We start from the raw sequence: 17,668 nt of genomic DNA, 5'->3' as shown, positions 1-17,668 counted from the left end.
GCCGCAGTGGCGGGCCCGGCGGCATTCCTACCGTGAGGTAGGAGCCCGACCGGGCGTCCGGAACCGCACACGGAGGTCGCGATGACACAGCAGGACGCGATGACACGGCAGGACTATGACGATCCGCATCGATTGGCCTCCGCGGCCGTGGTGGTGGGCGTGGACGGGACGCCGGGAGCCGAGCTCGCCCTGCACTGGGCGGCGCGCTACGCGGCGCGGCACGGGCGGGAATTGCAGATCCTGCACGGACTCGATCTGGTCGGCGTCAGCAAGGTGCTGGGCACCTACGAGGTTGTCATTCCGCGCGTGGTCGACACCATGCGCGCGCACGGCAAAGCGCTTGTCCTGCATGCCGAGCGGACGGCCCACGAGCTGGAGCCGGAGCTGCGCGTCTCCGTGCACCTGTCCGCCGACAGCGGCACCAGTCTGCTGCTCGAGCGCAGCGCCACGGCCAATGCGGTGGTGCTGGGCGCGACCGGTGACCTCGGCACGCTGGCGCATCTCGGCTCCACGCTGCTCGCGGTGACCGCGCACGCGAAGGGCACGGTGATCGTGGTGCGCCCGGATCCGGACGCCGACAATGCGGTTCGCGATTCCGGCCCGGTCGTCGTCGGCATCGACGGCAGCCCGGTCAGCGAGGCGGCCATTGCCGCGGCTTTCGCCGAGGCGTCCGAGCGGCGCACCAATCTGGTGGCCGTGCACGTCTGGAGCGACTGGAGTTTCGGCAAATTCGCCGGTGACGACGCCCTGCTGTCGCTGACCGAGCTCGAGGCGGTCGAGGAGATCATCCTCAACGAACGGCTGGCCGGCTATCAGGAGAAATATCCGGAGGTCGAGGTGAACCGGCGGGTGTATTTCTCCGGCCCGGCCGCCCACCTGCGAGAATGGTCGAAGTCCGCGCAAATGGTGGTGGTCGGCAACCGAGGCCGCGGTGGTTTCCTCGGCATGCTGCTCGGTTCGACCGCGCACAACCTGGTACAGCATGCGCAGTGCCCGGTGATGGTCGTCCATTCCGCACGCTGAAGCGAGGAGTCCTCCCATGACGCGAACCATGACCGGCGCCGGCACCGAGATCGGCGGCGAGCTGGCCGATCTCGATGCCTGGTGGCGGGCTGCGAACTATCTGGCGGTCGGGCAGATCTACCTCATGGACAATCCGCTGCTGCGCGAGCCGCTGCGGCCCGAGCACATCAAACCCCGCCTGATCGGGCACTGGGGGACCGTGCCCGGGGTGACGCTGACCTACGCCCATCTCAATCGGGCGATCATGCGCACCGGTCAGCGCATGCTGTTCGTACTCGGTCCCGGTCACGGCGCGGCCGCGCTCAATGCGGCCAGCTGGCTGGAGGGCACCTACTCGCTGCGGCATCCCGAGGCCGCGCAGGATCTGGACGGCATGCGAGAGTTGTTCCGGCAGTTCTCTTTTCCCGGGGGAGTGCCCAGTCACGCATCGCCGCATCTGCCGGGGTCCATTCACGAGGGCGGTGAGCTGGGCTATTCACTGGCCCATGCCACCGGTGCGGCGCTGGACAATCCGGATCTGGTGGTGGCGTGCATGATCGGCGATGGCGAGGCCGAAACCGGGGCCCTCGCCACCAGCTGGCATGCGCCATTGTTCCTGGATCGCATCACCGATGGCACCGTGCTGCCGATCCTGCACCTCAACGGCTACAAGATCGCCAATCCGACTCTGCTGTCGCGCATGCTGCGCAGTGATCTGGACGCGTTGCTCAGCAGCCATGGCTGGGAGCCGATCTACGTCGAGGGCAGTGACCCGGCGAAGGTCCACGAACGCTATGCCACCGCCCTCGACGACGCGCTCGAGCGGATCCGGCAGATTCGCGAGGACGCCAGTCTCGGTGCCGGGCCGCGGGATCCGTGCCGGCCCATGATCGTGCTCGTCACCCCGAAGGGCTGGACGGGACCGAAGGTGGTCGACGACATTCCGATCGAGGACACCTTCCGCGCCCACCAGGTGCCGCTCTCCGGGGTCCGGGAGGATCCGGAACACCTTGCGCAACTGGAACAGTGGCTGCGTTCCTATCGCCCCGAGGAGCTGTTCGACGCCGACGGCGCGCCCGGGGACCGGATCGCGAGCCTGCACCCCGACCACCTGCGCATGAGCGCCGACCCCGCCGCACACGGCCACACCAGTGTGGACCTGCGCCTGCCCCGGCCATCCGACTATGCCGTCGGATTCGACGGCCCCGCAACCGAATTGGCCGAAGCCACCCGCGTGCTCGGCGAATACCTGCGCGACGCCCTGGTCGCGAACCCACGCAACCTGCTGTTCTTTTCTCCGGACGAGCACACCTCCAATCGCCTCGACGCCGTCCTGGAGGTGACGGGCCGCCGCTGGCGCATTGCGCGCCGCCCCGGTGACGATCGGCTGGCTCCGGACGGCCGCGTCTTCGAGGTGCTCTCCGAACACCTGTGCCAGGGCTGGCTCGAGGGGTATCTGCTCACCGGCCGCCACGGCGTGTTCTCCACCTACGAGGCGTTCGCCCACATTGTCGACTCGATGGTGGTCCAGCACGCCAAATGGCTGCACATGGCCGCCGAATTCCCCTGGCGTGAACCGATTCCCAGCCTCAACTACCTCATCACCTCGCACGTGTGGCGCCAGGATCACAATGGCGCCTCCCACCAGGACCCCGGCTTCATCGACCACGTCCTGAGCAAACGCCCCGAGGTCAGCCGCGTCTATCTCCCCCCGGACGCCAACTGCCTGCTGCACGTCTTCGACCACTGCCTGCGCAGCCGCGGCTATGTGAATGTCGTCGTAGCGGGCAAACAACCGGCCCTGCAATACCTCGACGACGAACAAGCCCGCATCCACTGCGAGCGCGGCCTCGGCGTCTGGGACTGGGCGAGCTCGGACACCGACCGCCCCGCCGATGTGGTCCTGGCCTGCGCCGGCGACGTCCCCACCCAGGAAACCCTCGCCGCCGCAGCCCTCTTGCGCGAACTCGCCCCCGAGGTGGCGGTACGCGTGGTGAACGTGGTCGACCTGGCCCGCCTCTTCCCGCCCGACCGTCACCCCCACGGCATCCCCGACTCCGAATACACCCGCATATTCACCAGCGCCCCGGTAGTTTTCGCTTTCCACGGCTACCCGTGGCTCATCCACCGCATCGCCTACCGCCGTCCCGGCCACGACGTCCTGCACGTCCACGGCTTCACCGACAACGGCACCACCACAACCCCGTTCGACATGTGCGTCATGAACGGCATCGACCGCTACCACCTGGCACTGGCGGCCCTCGAGGAAGTCCCCGCCCTGTCTTCCCGCCTGGACTCCCTCCGCGAGCACCTCCTGTCCCGCCTCGACCACGCCCACACCCATTCCCGCCGCTTCGGCGAGGACCCACCGGAGATCACCGACTGGCATTGGCAGACCTGAAAAGGGGCAAGCGAATACGGCTCCGACAGCGATGGCCGACCGTCCATGTCGCACGGGCGCTCGGTCCGGGTCGGCGAATCGCGCTGATATGATGCGGACATGATGTTCTTCCACCTGCGCTGACGGTTCCGTCGGCGAAGCGAGGATTCCCGTTGCCGACGAGGCGGGACGACGTGGTGTCGTCCCGAACCGTCCTGTGGGAGAAGAACCTTCATCATGTGTGTCCACCTGGTGGCGCGGTGCCTGCGCGGGCTGGAGTCCGTCGTCGCAGCGGAGATCCTGCGACTGGAACTCGGCACGATCACCGAAATAGGCCATCGCGAAATCCATTTCCGTAGCGTGCGACCGGACCCGATGATCACACGTCTGTCGACAGCCGACGATGTGTTCCTGTCGGTATCCCGCGGACTCGACGTCGGCCCGGCCAAATCGTCGATTGCTGCTCTGGCCGACCTCGTTTCCGATCTCGACGCACCGGCGCTGCGGGAATCCAGACGGTTGAGCGGAGGACCGGACGGATTCGGCCGCGGTATCGAGGTCTCGGCGTCATTCCTGGGAAGACGCAACTTCAACCGCTACGACGTGGAGGACGTCATCGGGTCGGCGTTGCGCGGTCGTCTCGGTCTCGAATACCAGTCGAGGCGAAACGCCCACCGCCCCAGCCGATTCTGCAGCGCCTGGCGACTGGCCCTCGACGGAATCCGATCTCACCTCATGCTCCGAATCGCCGACCGACCCCTCCACCGACGCACCTACCGGCAACACACGATCCCCGGCAGCCTGCACCCCCCGCTGGCATCGGCAATGACCCACCTCGCCGACATCCGAGCCGGCGACCAGGTACTCGACCCCTGCTGCGGCGCAGGAACCCTGCTCCTCGAAGCCGCCCAGCGACAACCGAACGCCCACTACATCGGATTCGACCTGTCCCACACCGCCATACAAGCCTGCCGCTCGAACACCGCACACATCGCGAGCACCCGAAAGGCCGACGCGGGCAACCTACCCACAGCGACAGCAAGCGTAGACCGGATCCTCTGCAATCCCCCCTGGGGAACCCAAGTCTCGCCACGAGGACTCCTCACCACCGGCCTGAAACCCCTGTGGTCCGAACTACGCCGAGTACTCAAACCCGAAGGCTCAGCCGTCGTCCTGATCCCCGACACCAGAGAACTCGCCACCGCAATCCACACCGGATTCACCCCAACCCACATCCAGCAAGTCCGCGTATCCGGCAAACCCTCCTTCACCGTCCGCCTCACCCCACAACCCCGACCATGACAGTTCCTCGTTCGAAGTTGTTCCAGCAGTGTGGATTCGATCACGCAGCACCGGAGAAGGCCGGCAAACCACCCCCAGCTCACGCCCCCGGGCCTAGCGTCTGACCATGAGCTGGTCTTCACCAATCTCCTCGCCGGATGACCCGCACTACACGCTGCCGAACGACTGGGATTCCGCCGCCGCCCGCCTCGCCCTCCTCGGCGCGGCCTACGACCCCGCAAGCATCGCCCTCGCCCAACGCCTGGGCGTACGTCCCGGATGGCGCTGCCTGGAAGCCGGAGCAGGCGGCGGCTCCTTCGCCCGATGGCTCTGCAGCACCGCCCTACCCGGCGGCCGAGTCCTCGCAGTCGACACCGACCCACGCCACCTCACCGACCGGCCACGCCGCGGCGGCGAAGTCGCCCAACTCAACCTCGTCACCGACGACATCCCCCAAAACGCCTTCGATTTCATCCACACCCGATTCGTTCCCCTGCACATCGCCGACCGAGACCTCGTCATAGAGCGATTGACCCGAGCACTAGCCCCCGGCGGCGTGCTCGTCCTCGAAGAAGGCGACACCCTCGGCGTACTCAATGAAATGTCACCTGGACGCGCAGTGATCTTCCGGCGTGGTGGATCCCGGCCAAAAGCACGCCGGGATGACGGGTGGGATTTCTGTCGACACGTTGATGGTGGGTGGACTGATGGCCGCACGCTTCGGTGGTCTTCGATGATCGCGGCGCTACGGTGGTGATCGTGGGCAGAGTTCGGAGTGTGCTGCGGTCGGCGTATTTCGCGGTGCTGGGATTGCCGATGGCCTTCGGCTCCCCGCCGGCGCGGGCGCGGGTGACGCGGCGGGTATTGCGGATGCCGTTCGAATTGCGGGGGCCGGGAGTGGTGCGGGCGGTGGCGCATTCGCTGCTGTCCGCGGCGGTGGGGGTGGTCGCGTGGTTCGTGGTGTTCCTGGCCGGGATCGGGCTCGTGCGGGGGATCTTCTATCCGCTGGTCGCGGCGAACGATTACGAGAATTCCTGGGGCGGGCCGACTTTGGCAGGGGCGTGGGCGGTACACGCCGGGCTGGCGGTGGCGCTGCTCCCGGTGTGGGCGTTGCTGCTGGCGGGGATCGGCGCGGTGGAGCTGCGGCTGGCGCAGCGGCTGCTCGGCCGGAACGGGCCGTGGTGGCCCATTCCGGTCGCGCTGGTGCTGTTCCTCGTAGGAATAGTGTTTTTCATGGCCTGGCTGCACCAGGCCTGAGGTGATCAGCTCGCCGCAGGTGTGCAGCGAGCGTCCCACGCCGCCGGGAGATCCTCGGAAAGCACTGGTGCGCCAAGGATTTCATCGTTGAGCTCGAAGGCGTCCAGCACCTGTGGCAGGTGGGTGGCGAGGGTGTCGATAGCGGCGCGCAGCTGCTGCTTGATCGCGGTGACCCCGGCGATGTCGAGCAGGCCGCGGGTGAGGTACCAGGCGGCGTGCTGGTCGAGGTAGTGCAGTGCGAAAACATCACGCACGGCCGCGATCTCGGCATGATCGGCATGCTGGTGGAGCAGCTGCAGCGCCTCTTCGGCGCAGTGAGCCTCGGCGAGGCTCAGCGCGTCCGGATAGTACCCGGGGGCCGAGTGGTCGGGGAGACCGATCCGCCTCACGACGCTCGTGCGACCGCCCGCCGCGGCCGACCGTGGCGACCGGCTCAGCAGAGCGGGTACTTGGATCCGGTGAAGCCGCCCTTGAGCAAGCAGACCAGCAGTTCCACGCCTTCGGCGGAGTAGGTGGCCGAGCCGGTGGCGGAGCCGCTGTCGTCGATCTGCTCGGCCTCGACCAGCGTGAGCGGTTCGGCATTGGCGGGGGCCGCGAGGAGTGCGGCGGGGGCGAACAGGGCGGTCGATACGGCGAGTGCGCCCAGCAACTTTTGCGAATTCATGTGGCCCTCCATTGTTCTCGATCTTGACGGGCCTCAGTATGGAGATTGCGTCGCGTTCGCCGACAGCCCTGCATTCCGGGGGCTCGGTGTGAGACCCGTCTCCGAACCGACCGTGCGGCTTGCTGTTTGAGGTAGTGGATTGTGATGGTGGTCGGGATATGTTGCAGAAGAAGCCGTCACGCCGAGGACTGTCCACCATCGCCGGGCTCTGCCTGACCCTGGCCTTGATCATCGTCTACGTCGTCCTAGAACAGCGGGGCGGCGGCGACGGTCAACCGGCCGGGCCCTCCGGCGGGACCCCCGCCGCGGTCGGCAGCGAGGTCACCGCCTCGCTGTCGAAACTGGTTGTCGCGCAGGAACTGGCGATGACCGGCTACAGCCGCGAGAAGTTCCCGCACTGGGACACCAATAAATCCGAGCACGGCTTCGGCCCGGAGTACGTGCAGTACGCCAAGTGCACCACCCGCGAGGTGATGATGCTGCGCGATGCCGAAGGCGCGGTCACCCTCGACGCCAAGACCTGCGATCTGAAGGTCGGCAAGGACGGCGGCTGGCGCGACCAGTACGGCGTGCTGGATCCGAAGACCGGACAGCTCAAGCCCTACAAGTTCATTACCGACCCGTCGAGCGTGGACGCGGAGCATATTGTCGCGCTCGCCGAGGCCTGGCGCTCGGGCGCCGCCAAGATGGACGAGGACACCCGCCGGCGCATCGCCAACGACGCGATCAACCTCGTCGCGTCCGACCCCACGCCCAACCGGTCCAAGGGTGATCAGGACGCGGCGCACTATCTGCCGCCGGGCGCCTTCCGGTGTGGCTATATCGACCGCTACATCAAGGTCAAGATAAAATACGGTCTGTCCGTTGATTCCGATGAGCAAGCCGCACTGCGTACCGCGGTCGATGACTGCATCGCGCAAGGAGGGTTCAAATAATCGACGTCATCGAGCTTCTCACCGAAACCGCCGTCATGACCCGGGAGGAAGGGACGGTGTCGGGCGAGCTCGATATCGCCGTCGACGCCGACGGCACCGGCCTGGTCCGCTATCGCGATACCGACACCTGGTACACCATCGGCAATCTCGAGGACCGGCCGCCGCTGCGCTGGTCCTCGGTCGAGGACCTGGCGGCGGCCGTCACCGCCGTGCAGGGCCAGCGCGACGCCGCCGGGAACACCATCCCGTTCGAGGCCTGACACGCGGTGCGCCTGCCCGGCGCTCGGTGCGCCTGTGCGGGGCCGAGGCTCAGTGTGCCGCGGCCCGCAGGGTTTCCGCGCGCCGCTTGACCGCGGTCGTCATGCCGTCGAAGCCGCGTCGCAGCGCCGAGCCGAGCAGCGTGCTGACCACGACGCTGAGCGGTCCGTCGAGCTGGAAGTGCGAATCGTAGCGGGTGCGGCCGTCGCTGAGCGGGGTCAGGGTGTGCGAGCGCTCGCTGCGCAACAGGCCCGGGATCGGCTTCATGCGGTAGCTGAATTCCTTACCCGGCGTGTGCGAGTGGATGAACTCCCGCTGCGCCTTGGGTTTCGAGCCGATCAGCCGCACCCGCATATCGATGGGCGCGCCCGGTTCCAGGGTGGACGAGCAGGACGCCACGAAGGGGTTCCACTCCCCGTAGCTGCCGAGGTCGGTGAGCACCTGCCACACCAGCTCCGCGGGGGCGTCGATATCGACGCGATAATCGAGAACGAAAGCCATGGCGGACACAATACTGAAACGTGTTCTATGGCCGCATCCTGTGACTCACTCGTCATCTCAAGACGAACGGACGTTCTTGACACCACCTGAATCCGAGGTGAACACTCGAAGTTACGCGGAGGGAATCTCTCCAGATAGGGAAATCGCTTCTGTAAGGCAGTGTTTCGATGACGCTCACCGCCACTCAGCAACCCGGAGTCGTCTCCCTGCGTGATCCGCGGGCCCACGATTCCGCCCTCACCGGCGCGAAAGCGGCCGCCCTGGCCCGCGCGCGAGCACACGGCATCCCCGTGCTCGATGGGTTCGTGCTCACCACCGCCTGGCCCGATCTCGGCAAACCACCCGAATCCGAATGGCTGCGCCTGACCCGGCACGGCCTGCGCCCGCTGGTGGTGCGCTCGTCCTCGGTGGCCGAGGACGGCGCCGAGCATTCCATGGCCGGGCTGTTCACTTCCGTGCTGGGCGTGCGCGGCTGGGAGAACTTCCGCACCGCCGTCGCCGAAGTCCGCGCGTCGGCCTTGAACGCGTCGGCCACCACCGCCGGATCCGGGCTCGACGGGCCCTTGGCGCTGACCGGTGTACCCGAGGACATGCCCGGCGCCCTGGTGCCCCGCGCGGCGGCGAACATGGCGGTGCTGGTCCAGCCGTTCCTCCGGGCCGCCTGGGGCGGAGTCCTTTTCACCGCCGACCCGGTCAGCGGGCGGCGCGACCGCATGGTGCTCACCGCCGTCCAGGGCGGGCCCGCCGCGGTCGTCGGCGGCATCGACGCCGGGTGGACCGCGACTATCACCCGTGGCGCCCGCGTGCGCCGCGTCCTCACCGCCGAGGGCGAGGAACTCCCGAAGCAGTTGCGCCGCAGAATCGTCCGCATGGCCGTGCGCGCCGAGGCGGTCTTCGGCGGCCCGCTCGACATCGAATGGGCCATCGACACCGGCGGCCGCCCGATCCTGCTGCAAGCCCGCCCGATCACCGCACTGCACGGTCCCGGCGAAGGCCCGATCCTCGGCCCCGGCCCACTGGCCGAAACCTTCCCCGACCCGCTCGCCCCACTCGAACAAGACCTCTGGCTGACCCCGCTCGACCAGGGCCTCCGTGCGGCCTTGGAACTATCCGGCACCGCCTCGCCCCGCCGGCTCCGCACCCCGATCGCCCGCCCCGTCGCCGGTTTCGCCGTCGCAGATCTCCAGGCACTGGGCGTAATCCGCCGCGCTGGACCACTGCGCTGGTTGGACCCCCGCCCCGCCGCGCGCCGGCTGTCCGCCGCCGTCCGCGTCGGCCGCCTCACCGCGGCCCTCCCGGAACTGAGCCGCCGCGTCTGCGAACGCGTCGACGCCGACCTGGCCGAAGTCCCACCCCTCCAAGACCTCTCCAACGACACCCTCCTGGACCTGTTGCACCACACCACAACCGCCCTCACCAGCCTGCACGGCTACGAGGCCCTGGCCGGCATGCTCAACCGCGACCCCCGCCCCGCCCCCACCGCCGCCGCCGCGGCCCTGACCGCCCTCGCCGAGGCCCGCGCCGCCCAAACCCCCACCCACCGCATGATCGAGGAATACCCGGTCCTGCTCGCCCTGACCCCGCCCCGCATCGGCTCCGACGCGGTCACCGTGGCCGAGGGGAAGATCGCCACGAACCCTGGCGGTGGGTACATCAGCCCGCCGGATGGTGAGATCGCCAACGCGCCCGACGGCGAGATCTCCAGCGCGGCCAACAGTGGGATCGCCAGCATGGCCGAGAGAGAAATGGCCAGCGCGGCCGACAGCAAGAACCCCAGCGCAGCCAACAGTGAGATCGCCAGCGCGACCAACGGTGAGATCGCCGGCGCGGCTGACAGCGAGTTCCCCAAGGCGGTCAACGGTGGGAGCGCTAGCGCGGCCGATGGTGAGTTCCGCAGGGCGGCAAACGGTGAGATCGCCGGCGCGGCTGACCGTGAGATCGCCAGTACAGCGGGTCTCTTCGGTGCGCGCCCGCCGCGGTCCTCGGACGAGGCAGCGTCGGACTACCCGGACCGGAGACCGAGCCCGGGACTGGCTGGCGTCGGCAAGCGTGGCGGTGGCCGAACATCGGAATCAGTCGGCGACGCGGGTGGCGAGCCGGTGGTCAGCGCAGCGGATGCGGTGGGGCCGTTGGGACAGACCGGGTCCGAGTCGTTGCGAGCCGGCTTCGACGAGACTGGGCGGTCGGACGGATTCAGTGAGCTGGCGGTGCTGCGGGAAGCGCTGCGGCTGCGGGCGCGGTGGGTGCAGGAGCTCGGGGCGCGGGCGGCTGGGGAGCTCGGCAGGCGGCTGGTGGATCGGGGGGTGGTGGAGCGGGCGGGGGATGTGGCTTTGCTGCGGCTGGTGGAATTGCGGGCTGCGGTGCTGCGGTGGAGGGTGCCCGTTGATCTCGCGGATCGGCGTGGGGCGGAGGCGGTCTCGCTGCCGACGGCGTTCCGGTTGAGTGCGGAGGGGGTGCCGGTGGCGACGGTGCGGTCCGGTTCCGCCGTGCGGCAGGGTGTCGGGGCCGGTGGGGGCAATGGGCGCGGGATCGTGCACATGGGGGATCGGCCGCCGCTCGGGTCGGTGCTGGTGGTCCGGCATTTGGATCCGCGGTTGGCGGCGGTGGTGCCGGGGCTCGGCGGGCTGGTGGCCGAGACCGGTAGTCCGCTCAGCCATCTCGCGATTCTGGCGCGCGAGCACAAGGTGCCGACCGTGGTCGGGTTTCCCGAGGCGACGCGGCGGCTGCCCGATGGGGCGCTGGTGGAGGTCGACGGGCGTACCGGTGAGGTGCGGATCGTTCCCGAGAGCGAAGGAGGACTGTGATGATGGCTCGCCGAATCGGAGTGTTGCTCGCACTGGGCACCGTGATCGCCACCGGAACCTACGTTTTCGTCTATCTGTACCGGTGGGAATGGAATCGGGCGATCCTGTCGGCCACCTTGTTCATCGCGGCGGAGGTGGCGCTGGTGGCCATGCTGCTCACCAACCGGCTGCGTACCGTGCAGGCCCGGTTGGACGAGGGTGGCGGTGATCGGCATTCGCCCGCACGCATCGTGCGGGCGGCCGCACCGCGCTCGCGCGTCACCTTCGACTGGCTGGCGAGCCGCCCGGACCGGATGACGGTCTTCGTGCCGGTCCTGCTGGCGGGCGGTGTCCTGCTCACCGGAATCGCCTGGGTGGTCGAACGGGTCGCGCGCGTCACCGCCGGACCCGCGGTGGACCAGCGCATCATCTCCGGCCTGGACCGACTGCAGCTGCCCGCCAACGGATTTCTGGCTCCCGTCGACGATGGCACGCGACTGCTGCGCGGCCCACTCGTGCGATAGGAGGTGCCCGGCATGCGCGCCGCCCTCCTGGCGCTGATCCTCGCCGTCCTCGTCGTCGTGGGTGTGGGCGCCATGTCGGATGCCATGAAGTTCCACACCGACACCGGCAGGCCCGGCAGCCGCACCGTGGTCACCTTCGACGCGCAAGCGCGCGACGGTTCCACCGACCCGGATCCCGCCGTGAAGCTGTGGCAAGAATGCCGCAGCCACGTCAACCACGTCCGCCTCACCGCCGGGCCGGTCGAACACGACGGACTCTGGTCCGTCACAGTCGAACCCGCCCTCGGCACCCACACCGAACGCCGCCTGCTCGGCTGCCTGCGCGACCTCACCGCCGACGGAATCAGCGGCCACCTGATCGGTGCCGAGCGCACCGGCGGGTGACGGCCACGGAATCGGCGGTCACGTGGTCGGCGTCGAGCGCACCGGCGGGTGACGGCCACGGAATCGGCGGTCACCTGATCGATGTCGAGCACACCGGCGGGTGACGGCCATGGACCCACTCGCCCATTCTTCAGCGGGGAGCAGGGACGGGTGCCGGTGCCGTGTCGGTGCTCGCTCGCATCAAAACCTGCTTGCGGGGGAGCAGAAATGGCGTGGCGAGGATCAGGACGCCGGCGATCGCTATCGCGGGGCGGGTGCCGACCGCGGCGGCCAGCAGACCCCAGCAGGCGGTCAACGCGGCCACGGTGGCATTGCTGGTGATGGACCAGGCCGACAGGACGCGAGCGGCGCGATCGGGCGGGGTGTGCTGCAGACGATGGGTGGCGAAGACGGGGGTGAAGACGCCCATGCAGGTGATCAGGGCGAATTCGACTGCGATGACGAAGATCAGGCCCCAGGGCGGAGGCGGGGTGAAGGCCAGGGCCACGAGCCAGGGCACCCGGACGATTCCCGCGATGCGCACGACGCGAGATTGGCCGTAGCGGGCGACGAGGGGCCGAGACAGGCGCGCGCCGAGCAGGCCGCCGAGGCAGGGCAGGCCGAAGGCCAGGCCGTATTGCCATGGGGCGAAGCCGAGATCGCGCAGGAACACGATGGCGCACAGCGGCGCGGTGGCCATGATCAGGGCGCTGACCAGGACGGTGTTGAAGAACAACGGGCGCAGGTGGGGGTGGTGGAGGATAAAGCGCCAGCCCTCGGCGATCTCGGGGAGGGTCGGGCGGGAGGTGGTGCGGGCGGGGGCGGTTTCGGGGCGGCGGATGGCGCGCAGGCCCAGGGCGGACAGGAGATAGCTTGCGGCGTCGAGGATCACGGTGATGACGGGGCCGAACAGGCCGATGGCGGTGGTGCCCAGGGGCGGGCCCAGTGCCGTCGCGGTCCAGAGGGTGGATTCGAACCGGCCATTGGCGACCAGCAGATCCTCCTGCCGGACAAGCGTTTTGAGATAAGCGCCGCTGGCCGCGGTGAAGACGATATTGGCGGCCGCGACCAGGATCGCGACCACGATCAGGTGCGGGTAACTCAATCGGTCGAGGACATAGGCGGCGGGCACCGACAGCAGCGCCAGCAGGCGGAAGAGGTCCGCGCCGATCATGATCGGCCGTTTGCGACGGAATTCGACCCAGGCGCCCAGCGGCACCGCGATCACCGCACCGACCGCGAGCCCCGCCGCCGCCAGAGCCGAGACCTGGGCCGCGCCCGCGTGCAACACCAGAATGGCGATCAGCGGGAACGCGTCGAAGGCGAGCCGGGTCCCGAAGGTGCTGACCGCGTAGGAGGCCCACAACCACCCGAACTCCCGGCCCAATCCGGCCGTGCGTGAGCTGGTCATGCGATCACCGGGAACTGGTGGCGGCATTGTGCGAGAAGCGGCCGCCACCAGTTCCCGGTCGTTGCTGTTTCACTCTCAATCTTCTACAGCCAGCGCCTGTCTCATGGTCAGGCGGCCCTGGGTTTGCATGAGCGAGCGGCGGTAGATCTTCTCCGCCACCACGACGACGGCGTAGGTCGCCAGGGCCATGATCGCCAAGGCGATGAGGGGCTCCCACCAGGCGGCGGTGCCGTCGGCGAGGCGGGCGGGCATGGAGACGATGGAGACGATGGGCACGTAGGAGGCGACGACGCGGGCGGTGCCGGTGAGGAAGATGCCGGCGAACAGGACCAGCATGATGAACATGGACAGGGGAGTGGCGGTGGATTGCAGGTCCTCATTGCGGGTGGCCAGGGCGCCGGCGACGGCCCAGAGGCTGGCGAGGGCCAGGAAGCCGACGACGAAGAAGACCACGAACCAGCCTGCGGCGCTGCCGATCTGGGTGATCTGATCGCCGCGGCCGGTGGCGGCCAGGCCGATGAGGCCGGCGGCGACGAACAGGACCAGCTGGCCGAAGGCCATGACGGTATTGCCGGCGACCTTGCCGATCAGCAGCTGGCGCAAGGGGATCGCGCTGGCCAGGATTTCGACGATGCGGTTCTGCTTCTCCTCGATGACGCTCTGGGCGATGGCCATGCCGAACAGCACCGAGGCCAGGTAGAACAGGAACGCGAAGACGAAGGCGACGACCTTGGCCAGGCCCGGATCGACCGCGGCCTTGTCGAGCAGGTCGTAGGTGACGGCGCCGCCTCGGGCGAGCTGCTCGAGCGACGTGCCCGCCGCGGCGGCGTTCTGCCGCATGGCGAGCTGCTGGGCCGCCGCGGTGATATAGGTGGCCGCATCGGTGTTCTCGGCGGAGCGGCCGATGAGCCGCCACCCGAATTCGTCCGGCGCCAGGCCGATATCGACGGTTTCGTCGCGGACCTGCTGTTCGGCGGCGGCGGTGTCGGCGACCTCGTGGGCGGTGAAATCGATGTTCTTGCCGGCGCTGTCGGCGAGCGTGTCCGCGGTGGCGATGACCTGCCCGGCATTCGTGCCCGCCACCGCGACCTCGATGGTCTCGGTGCGGCTGCCGATGAACCCGCTCAACGCCAGCGAGGCGACAATGGCCACGATGGTGATGGCGGTGGAGATGAGGAAGTTGCGGTCGCGCAGCTTCACCGCGATCTCGCGCTGGGCGACAATGCGCCACACCCCGCCGGGCGCGGCGTCGGTTGCGGGGGAACTCGACTCGGTCATGCCGTCACCTCTCGATAGATCTCGGCCACGGAGGGACGCACCTCGGCCAGCTCGCGCACCGAACCGCGTTCGAGCGCCGCGCGCAGCAGGTCGTCGGTGCTCGCGCCGGCGAGTTCCACTACCGCCCGCGCGCCATTGGTCTCGAGCACTCGCACCCCCGCGAATCCGTTGAGCCAGGCCGGATCACCGCCGAGCACCAGCCGGTAACGCAGGGCACTGCCGGCGCGCAGTTCCTCGACCGAGCCCTGCCCGACCACCTTGCCGGCGGCGAGAATCACCAGCTCATCGCACAATCGCTCCACCAGATCGAGCTGATGGGAGGAGAACAGCACCGGAACACCTTGTGCGGCATACTCTCTCAACAGCTCCGCCATCGAGTCCACCGCCACCGGATCCAGCCCCGAGAACGGTTCGTCGAGGATCAGCGCCGCGGGCTCGGCGATCATGGCGGCCGCGATCTGCACCCGCTGCTGATTGCCCAGCGACAGCGATTCCAACTTGTCCTTGCCCCGCCCGCTGAGATCGAACCGCCGCAACAGCTCATCCGCGCGCGCCCGCGCCGCCGCCGCGGACATGCCCCGCAGCCGCGCCAGATACACCAGCTGATCGACCACCGGCTGCTTGGGATACAGACCCCGCTCCTCGGGCATATACCCGAACGACCGCCGATCCGCCGCCGTCACGGCCCGCCCATCCCAGCGCACCTCACCGCCGTGCACGGCCAGCACACCCATGATCATCCGCATGGTCGTGGTCTTCCCCGCGCCATTACCGCCCACGAACCCGGTCAACGCCCCGGGCGCCACCGCGAACGACACATCGTCCACCGCCACGTGCTCCCCGAACCGGCGCACCAAATGCGCGACTTCCAACATCGAGCTCCCCTCTCCACGGTCCGAGAAACACGCTACCGACAATCGGCCACCGCACGGTGGAGGCGGCGAGCACTCAACGCGGCGCGCGGGTCAGCGTTAACCGGTGGACCGGGCCCGGCGGACCGAGCGGTGTGCGTGGCGCCCGGGTGCTGGAAGGGGCAGCAGCGCACACAACGAGACCTGCTGCGGCCACGGTTCGGACAGCTCCCTGTCGCTGCGCGGTCGCGGCCGACGCCTCGGCCGAGGGAGCGGCGTGCCTGTCAGTTTCGGGCGACGGCGCCATCCACCAGTTTGCGCACGGCGCGTTCCACTCGTGCGGTGTCGCCGGTGATCCACCAATCCTGGATCAGGCCGCGCATTCCCGAGACCAGCAGGGTCGCCGCCGACTCCGGATCGTCCAGGCGGGGTTCGATGCGCCGCAGGGACTCGGCCAGCGGAGTCACGACGGCCTCGATGGCCTGGGTGGCGAAGGGGCGCAGCGGACTGTCCGGAACGGTGGCCGCGCCCAGGACTTGCAGCAGTACGCGCAGGCTGGCGGCGCCGTCGCCGGTGGTGTTCAGGGTGAAGGATTCGAGCAGCCGTGTCCGCAGGGTGTCCAGCGAGTCCACGTTCGCGAACAGGGCGCCGATGTCGGGGCGGTGGGTTTCGAGTGCGGCGACCATCATGGCTTCTTTGGTGCCGAAGTAGTGGATGAGCATGCGGGAGCTGGTGCCCAGGTAGTCGGCCAGCGGGCGCAGTGAGACCTCGGCGAGGCAGTGGTCGGCGATGTAGGCGATGACGCCGTCGAGCAGTTCGGCGCGTCGCGCGTGGTCGAGTGGGCGGGGCACGAGTTGACTGTAGCGGGTGCTACAGGTATTCCTTGACGGCATGGGTGTAACAACTGCTTCAGAAACTGCCCGTCGCGTTGTCGTCACCGGCATGGCCGCCACCACCTGCCTCGCGCCGGACCTGGAGGGCACCTGGGCGCGGCTGCTCGCGGGGGAGAGCGGAATCGCCGCGCTCACCGACGATTTCGTGAACGAATACGAGCTGCCGGTGCGCATCGGCGGGCGGCTGACCGCGCAGCCGGGGGAGCAGTTGACCCGGATCGAGCAGCGGCGGCTGTCGTTCGTGCAGCAGCTGGCCCTGGTCCTGGGGCGGCAGGTGTGGCAGACCGCGGGTGCGCCCGAGGTGGATCCGGAACGACTGGCGGTGGTGATCGGCACCGGTCTGGGCGGCGGTGATTCGCTGGTGCACGCGGTGGACGTCATGCGCGCGGGCGGGTACCGCAAGGTGCCGCCGCTGACCGTCCCGATGGTCATGCCCAATGGGTCGGCAGCCACCATCGGCCTCGAACTCGGCGCCAAAGCCGGTGTGTACGCACCGATCTCGGCGTGCGCGTCCGGCACCGAGGCGATCGCGCACGCCTGGCGACTCATTGTCACCGGCGAGGCGGACGTCGTGGTGGCGGGCGGCGTCGAGGGGCACATGGACGCGGTCCCGATCGCCAGTTTCGCCATGATGCGCGCGCTCAGCACCCGCAACGACGAACCCGCCCGCGCGTCACGGCCTTTCGACCGTGACCGCGACGGCTTCGTCTTCGGCGAGGGCGGCGCACTGCTGGTCCTGGAATCCGAACAGCACGCCCGCGCCCGCGGCGCCGCCATCGAGGGCCGCGTCCTCGGCGCGGGCATCACCTCCGACGGCTACCACATCACCGGCACCGCTCCCGACGGTGAAGGCGCGGCCCGGGCCATGCGCAAGGCGATCGCCACCGCGGGCCTGGAATCCGCCGACATTCACCACATCAACGCGCACGCGGCCTCCACCCCGATCGGCGATGCCTCCGAAGCCAAGGCCATCATGTCGGTCACCCCGCACGCCTCGGTCTACGCGCCGAAATCGGCGCTGGGCCATTCCATCGGCGCGGTCGGCGCTTTGGAAGCCATCCTCACCCTGCGCACCCTGCGCGAACAACTCGTGCCGCCCACCCTCAACTTCGAAAAGCTCGACGAGGACGTCGAATTGGATGTCGTCGCCGACCGCCCGCGCCGCCAGCGCCTGGAATACGCGCTGAGCAATTCCTTCGGATTCGGCGGCCACAACGTCACATTGGCGCTCGCCCGCGCCTGATCGAGCGCCGGCCCGCGCCTGATTGGACACCGGCCCGCGCCTGA

Annotated in this window: 18 protein-coding genes; 11 read left to right on the top strand and 7 right to left on the bottom strand. The window is 68.9% G+C overall.

Annotation, left to right across the window (positions count from 1 at the left end):
* The first annotated feature begins 81 nt into the window (after positions 1-81).
* The 5 genes from ACFVIV_RS04665 (at position 82) to ACFVIV_RS04645 (ending at position 5,920) form a co-directional block, all read left to right on the top strand.
* A complete protein-coding gene (locus tag ACFVIV_RS04665) occupies positions 82-1,023 on the top strand; it encodes a universal stress protein (protein WP_379193409.1) in 942 nt (313 codons plus the stop codon).
* 16 nt (positions 1,024-1,039) lie between these two features.
* Entirely contained in the window at positions 1,040-3,403 is a 2,364-nt protein-coding gene (locus ACFVIV_RS04660) for a phosphoketolase (RefSeq protein WP_379193408.1), read from the top strand.
* 216 nt (positions 3,404-3,619) lie between these two features.
* Entirely contained in the window at positions 3,620-4,684 is a 1,065-nt protein-coding gene (locus ACFVIV_RS04655) for a methyltransferase domain-containing protein (protein WP_379193407.1), read from the top strand.
* Positions 4,685-4,790: 106 nt separating this feature from the next.
* A complete protein-coding gene (locus tag ACFVIV_RS04650; protein WP_379193406.1) occupies positions 4,791-5,420 on the top strand; it encodes a class I SAM-dependent methyltransferase in 630 nt (209 codons plus the stop codon).
* 2 nt (positions 5,421-5,422) lie between these two features.
* The gene (locus ACFVIV_RS04645) at positions 5,423-5,920 is read left to right on the top strand and encodes a hypothetical protein (protein WP_379193405.1); all 498 of its coding nucleotides are present in this window, start codon (positions 5,423-5,425) and stop codon (positions 5,918-5,920) included.
* Positions 5,921-5,925: 5 nt separating this feature from the next.
* Here ACFVIV_RS04645 and ACFVIV_RS04640 read toward each other — a convergent pair whose 3' ends face one another.
* Together ACFVIV_RS04640 and ACFVIV_RS04635 are read right to left on the bottom strand one after the other, a co-directional pair.
* Positions 5,926-6,309 (bottom strand): acyl-CoA dehydrogenase, encoded by a 384-nt coding sequence (locus ACFVIV_RS04640; RefSeq protein ID WP_379193404.1) that lies wholly within the window; start codon positions 6,307-6,309, stop codon positions 5,926-5,928.
* A 44-nt stretch (positions 6,310-6,353) separates the two neighbouring features.
* Positions 6,354-6,584, bottom strand: a complete 231-nt coding sequence (locus tag ACFVIV_RS04635) for a hypothetical protein (RefSeq protein ID WP_379193403.1) — start codon at positions 6,582-6,584, stop codon at positions 6,354-6,356.
* 158 nt (positions 6,585-6,742) lie between these two features.
* On the opposite strand from ACFVIV_RS04635, the gene ACFVIV_RS04630 reads away from it, so the two are divergent.
* Together ACFVIV_RS04630 and ACFVIV_RS04625 are read left to right on the top strand one after the other, a co-directional pair.
* Positions 6,743-7,519 (top strand): HNH endonuclease family protein, encoded by a 777-nt coding sequence (locus tag ACFVIV_RS04630; RefSeq protein WP_379193402.1) that lies wholly within the window; start codon positions 6,743-6,745, stop codon positions 7,517-7,519.
* 35 nt (positions 7,520-7,554) lie between these two features.
* The gene (locus ACFVIV_RS04625; protein WP_379193401.1) at positions 7,555-7,779 is read left to right on the top strand and encodes a hypothetical protein; all 225 of its coding nucleotides are present in this window, start codon (positions 7,555-7,557) and stop codon (positions 7,777-7,779) included.
* 49 nt (positions 7,780-7,828) lie between these two features.
* Here the strand turns inward: ACFVIV_RS04625 and ACFVIV_RS04620 are convergent, their stop codons facing one another.
* A complete protein-coding gene (locus tag ACFVIV_RS04620) occupies positions 7,829-8,278 on the bottom strand; it encodes an SRPBCC family protein (RefSeq protein WP_379193400.1) in 450 nt (149 codons plus the stop codon).
* 167 nt (positions 8,279-8,445) lie between these two features.
* Here ACFVIV_RS04620 and ACFVIV_RS04615 point away from each other — a divergent pair, with 167 nt between their 5' ends.
* The 3 genes from ACFVIV_RS04615 to ACFVIV_RS04605 are packed head-to-tail and all read left to right on the top strand — an operon-like array spanning position 8,446 to position 11,969.
* Positions 8,446-11,082 carry a PEP/pyruvate-binding domain-containing protein gene (locus ACFVIV_RS04615; protein WP_379193399.1) on the top strand — a complete coding sequence of 879 codons (2,637 nt, stop codon included), beginning with the start codon at positions 8,446-8,448 and terminating at the stop codon, positions 11,080-11,082.
* The gene (locus tag ACFVIV_RS04610) at positions 11,082-11,585 is read left to right on the top strand and encodes a hypothetical protein (RefSeq protein ID WP_379193398.1); all 504 of its coding nucleotides are present in this window, start codon (positions 11,082-11,084) and stop codon (positions 11,583-11,585) included. The genes ACFVIV_RS04615 and ACFVIV_RS04610 overlap by 1 nt, the downstream gene beginning before the upstream one ends.
* 12 nt (positions 11,586-11,597) lie before the next feature.
* Positions 11,598-11,969, top strand: a complete 372-nt coding sequence (locus ACFVIV_RS04605; protein WP_379193397.1) for a hypothetical protein — start codon at positions 11,598-11,600, stop codon at positions 11,967-11,969.
* A gap of 130 nt (positions 11,970-12,099) precedes the next feature.
* Here ACFVIV_RS04605 and ACFVIV_RS04600 read toward each other — a convergent pair whose 3' ends face one another.
* The 4 genes from ACFVIV_RS04600 to ACFVIV_RS04585 form a co-directional block, all read right to left on the bottom strand.
* Positions 12,100-13,359, bottom strand: coding sequence for an MFS transporter (locus ACFVIV_RS04600; RefSeq protein WP_379193396.1), 1,260 nt, complete (start codon positions 13,357-13,359; stop codon positions 12,100-12,102).
* A gap of 75 nt (positions 13,360-13,434) precedes the next feature.
* Entirely contained in the window at positions 13,435-14,637 is a 1,203-nt protein-coding gene (locus ACFVIV_RS04595; RefSeq protein ID WP_379193395.1) for an ABC transporter permease, read from the bottom strand.
* Positions 14,634-15,512 (bottom strand): ABC transporter ATP-binding protein, encoded by an 879-nt coding sequence (locus ACFVIV_RS04590; RefSeq protein ID WP_379193394.1) that lies wholly within the window; start codon positions 15,510-15,512, stop codon positions 14,634-14,636. The genes ACFVIV_RS04595 and ACFVIV_RS04590 overlap by 4 nt, the downstream gene beginning before the upstream one ends.
* A gap of 260 nt (positions 15,513-15,772) precedes the next feature.
* Positions 15,773-16,339, bottom strand: a complete 567-nt coding sequence (locus ACFVIV_RS04585) for a TetR/AcrR family transcriptional regulator (protein ID WP_379193393.1) — start codon at positions 16,337-16,339, stop codon at positions 15,773-15,775.
* 40 nt (positions 16,340-16,379) lie between these two features.
* Between ACFVIV_RS04585 and ACFVIV_RS04580 the strand changes: the two genes are divergently transcribed.
* Positions 16,380-17,624, top strand: a complete 1,245-nt coding sequence (locus ACFVIV_RS04580; RefSeq protein ID WP_379193392.1) for a KasA/KasB family beta-ketoacyl-ACP synthase — start codon at positions 16,380-16,382, stop codon at positions 17,622-17,624.
* Positions 17,625-17,668: the final 44 nt, after the last annotated feature.

It is taken from the genome of Nocardia sp. NPDC127526 (assembly GCF_042672265.1).
In the GTDB taxonomy this organism is placed as follows: domain Bacteria; phylum Actinomycetota; class Actinomycetes; order Mycobacteriales; family Mycobacteriaceae; genus Nocardia.
The sequence above is the reverse complement of the archived record's forward strand: the minus strand, read 5'-3'. Positions and strand labels throughout refer to the sequence as shown.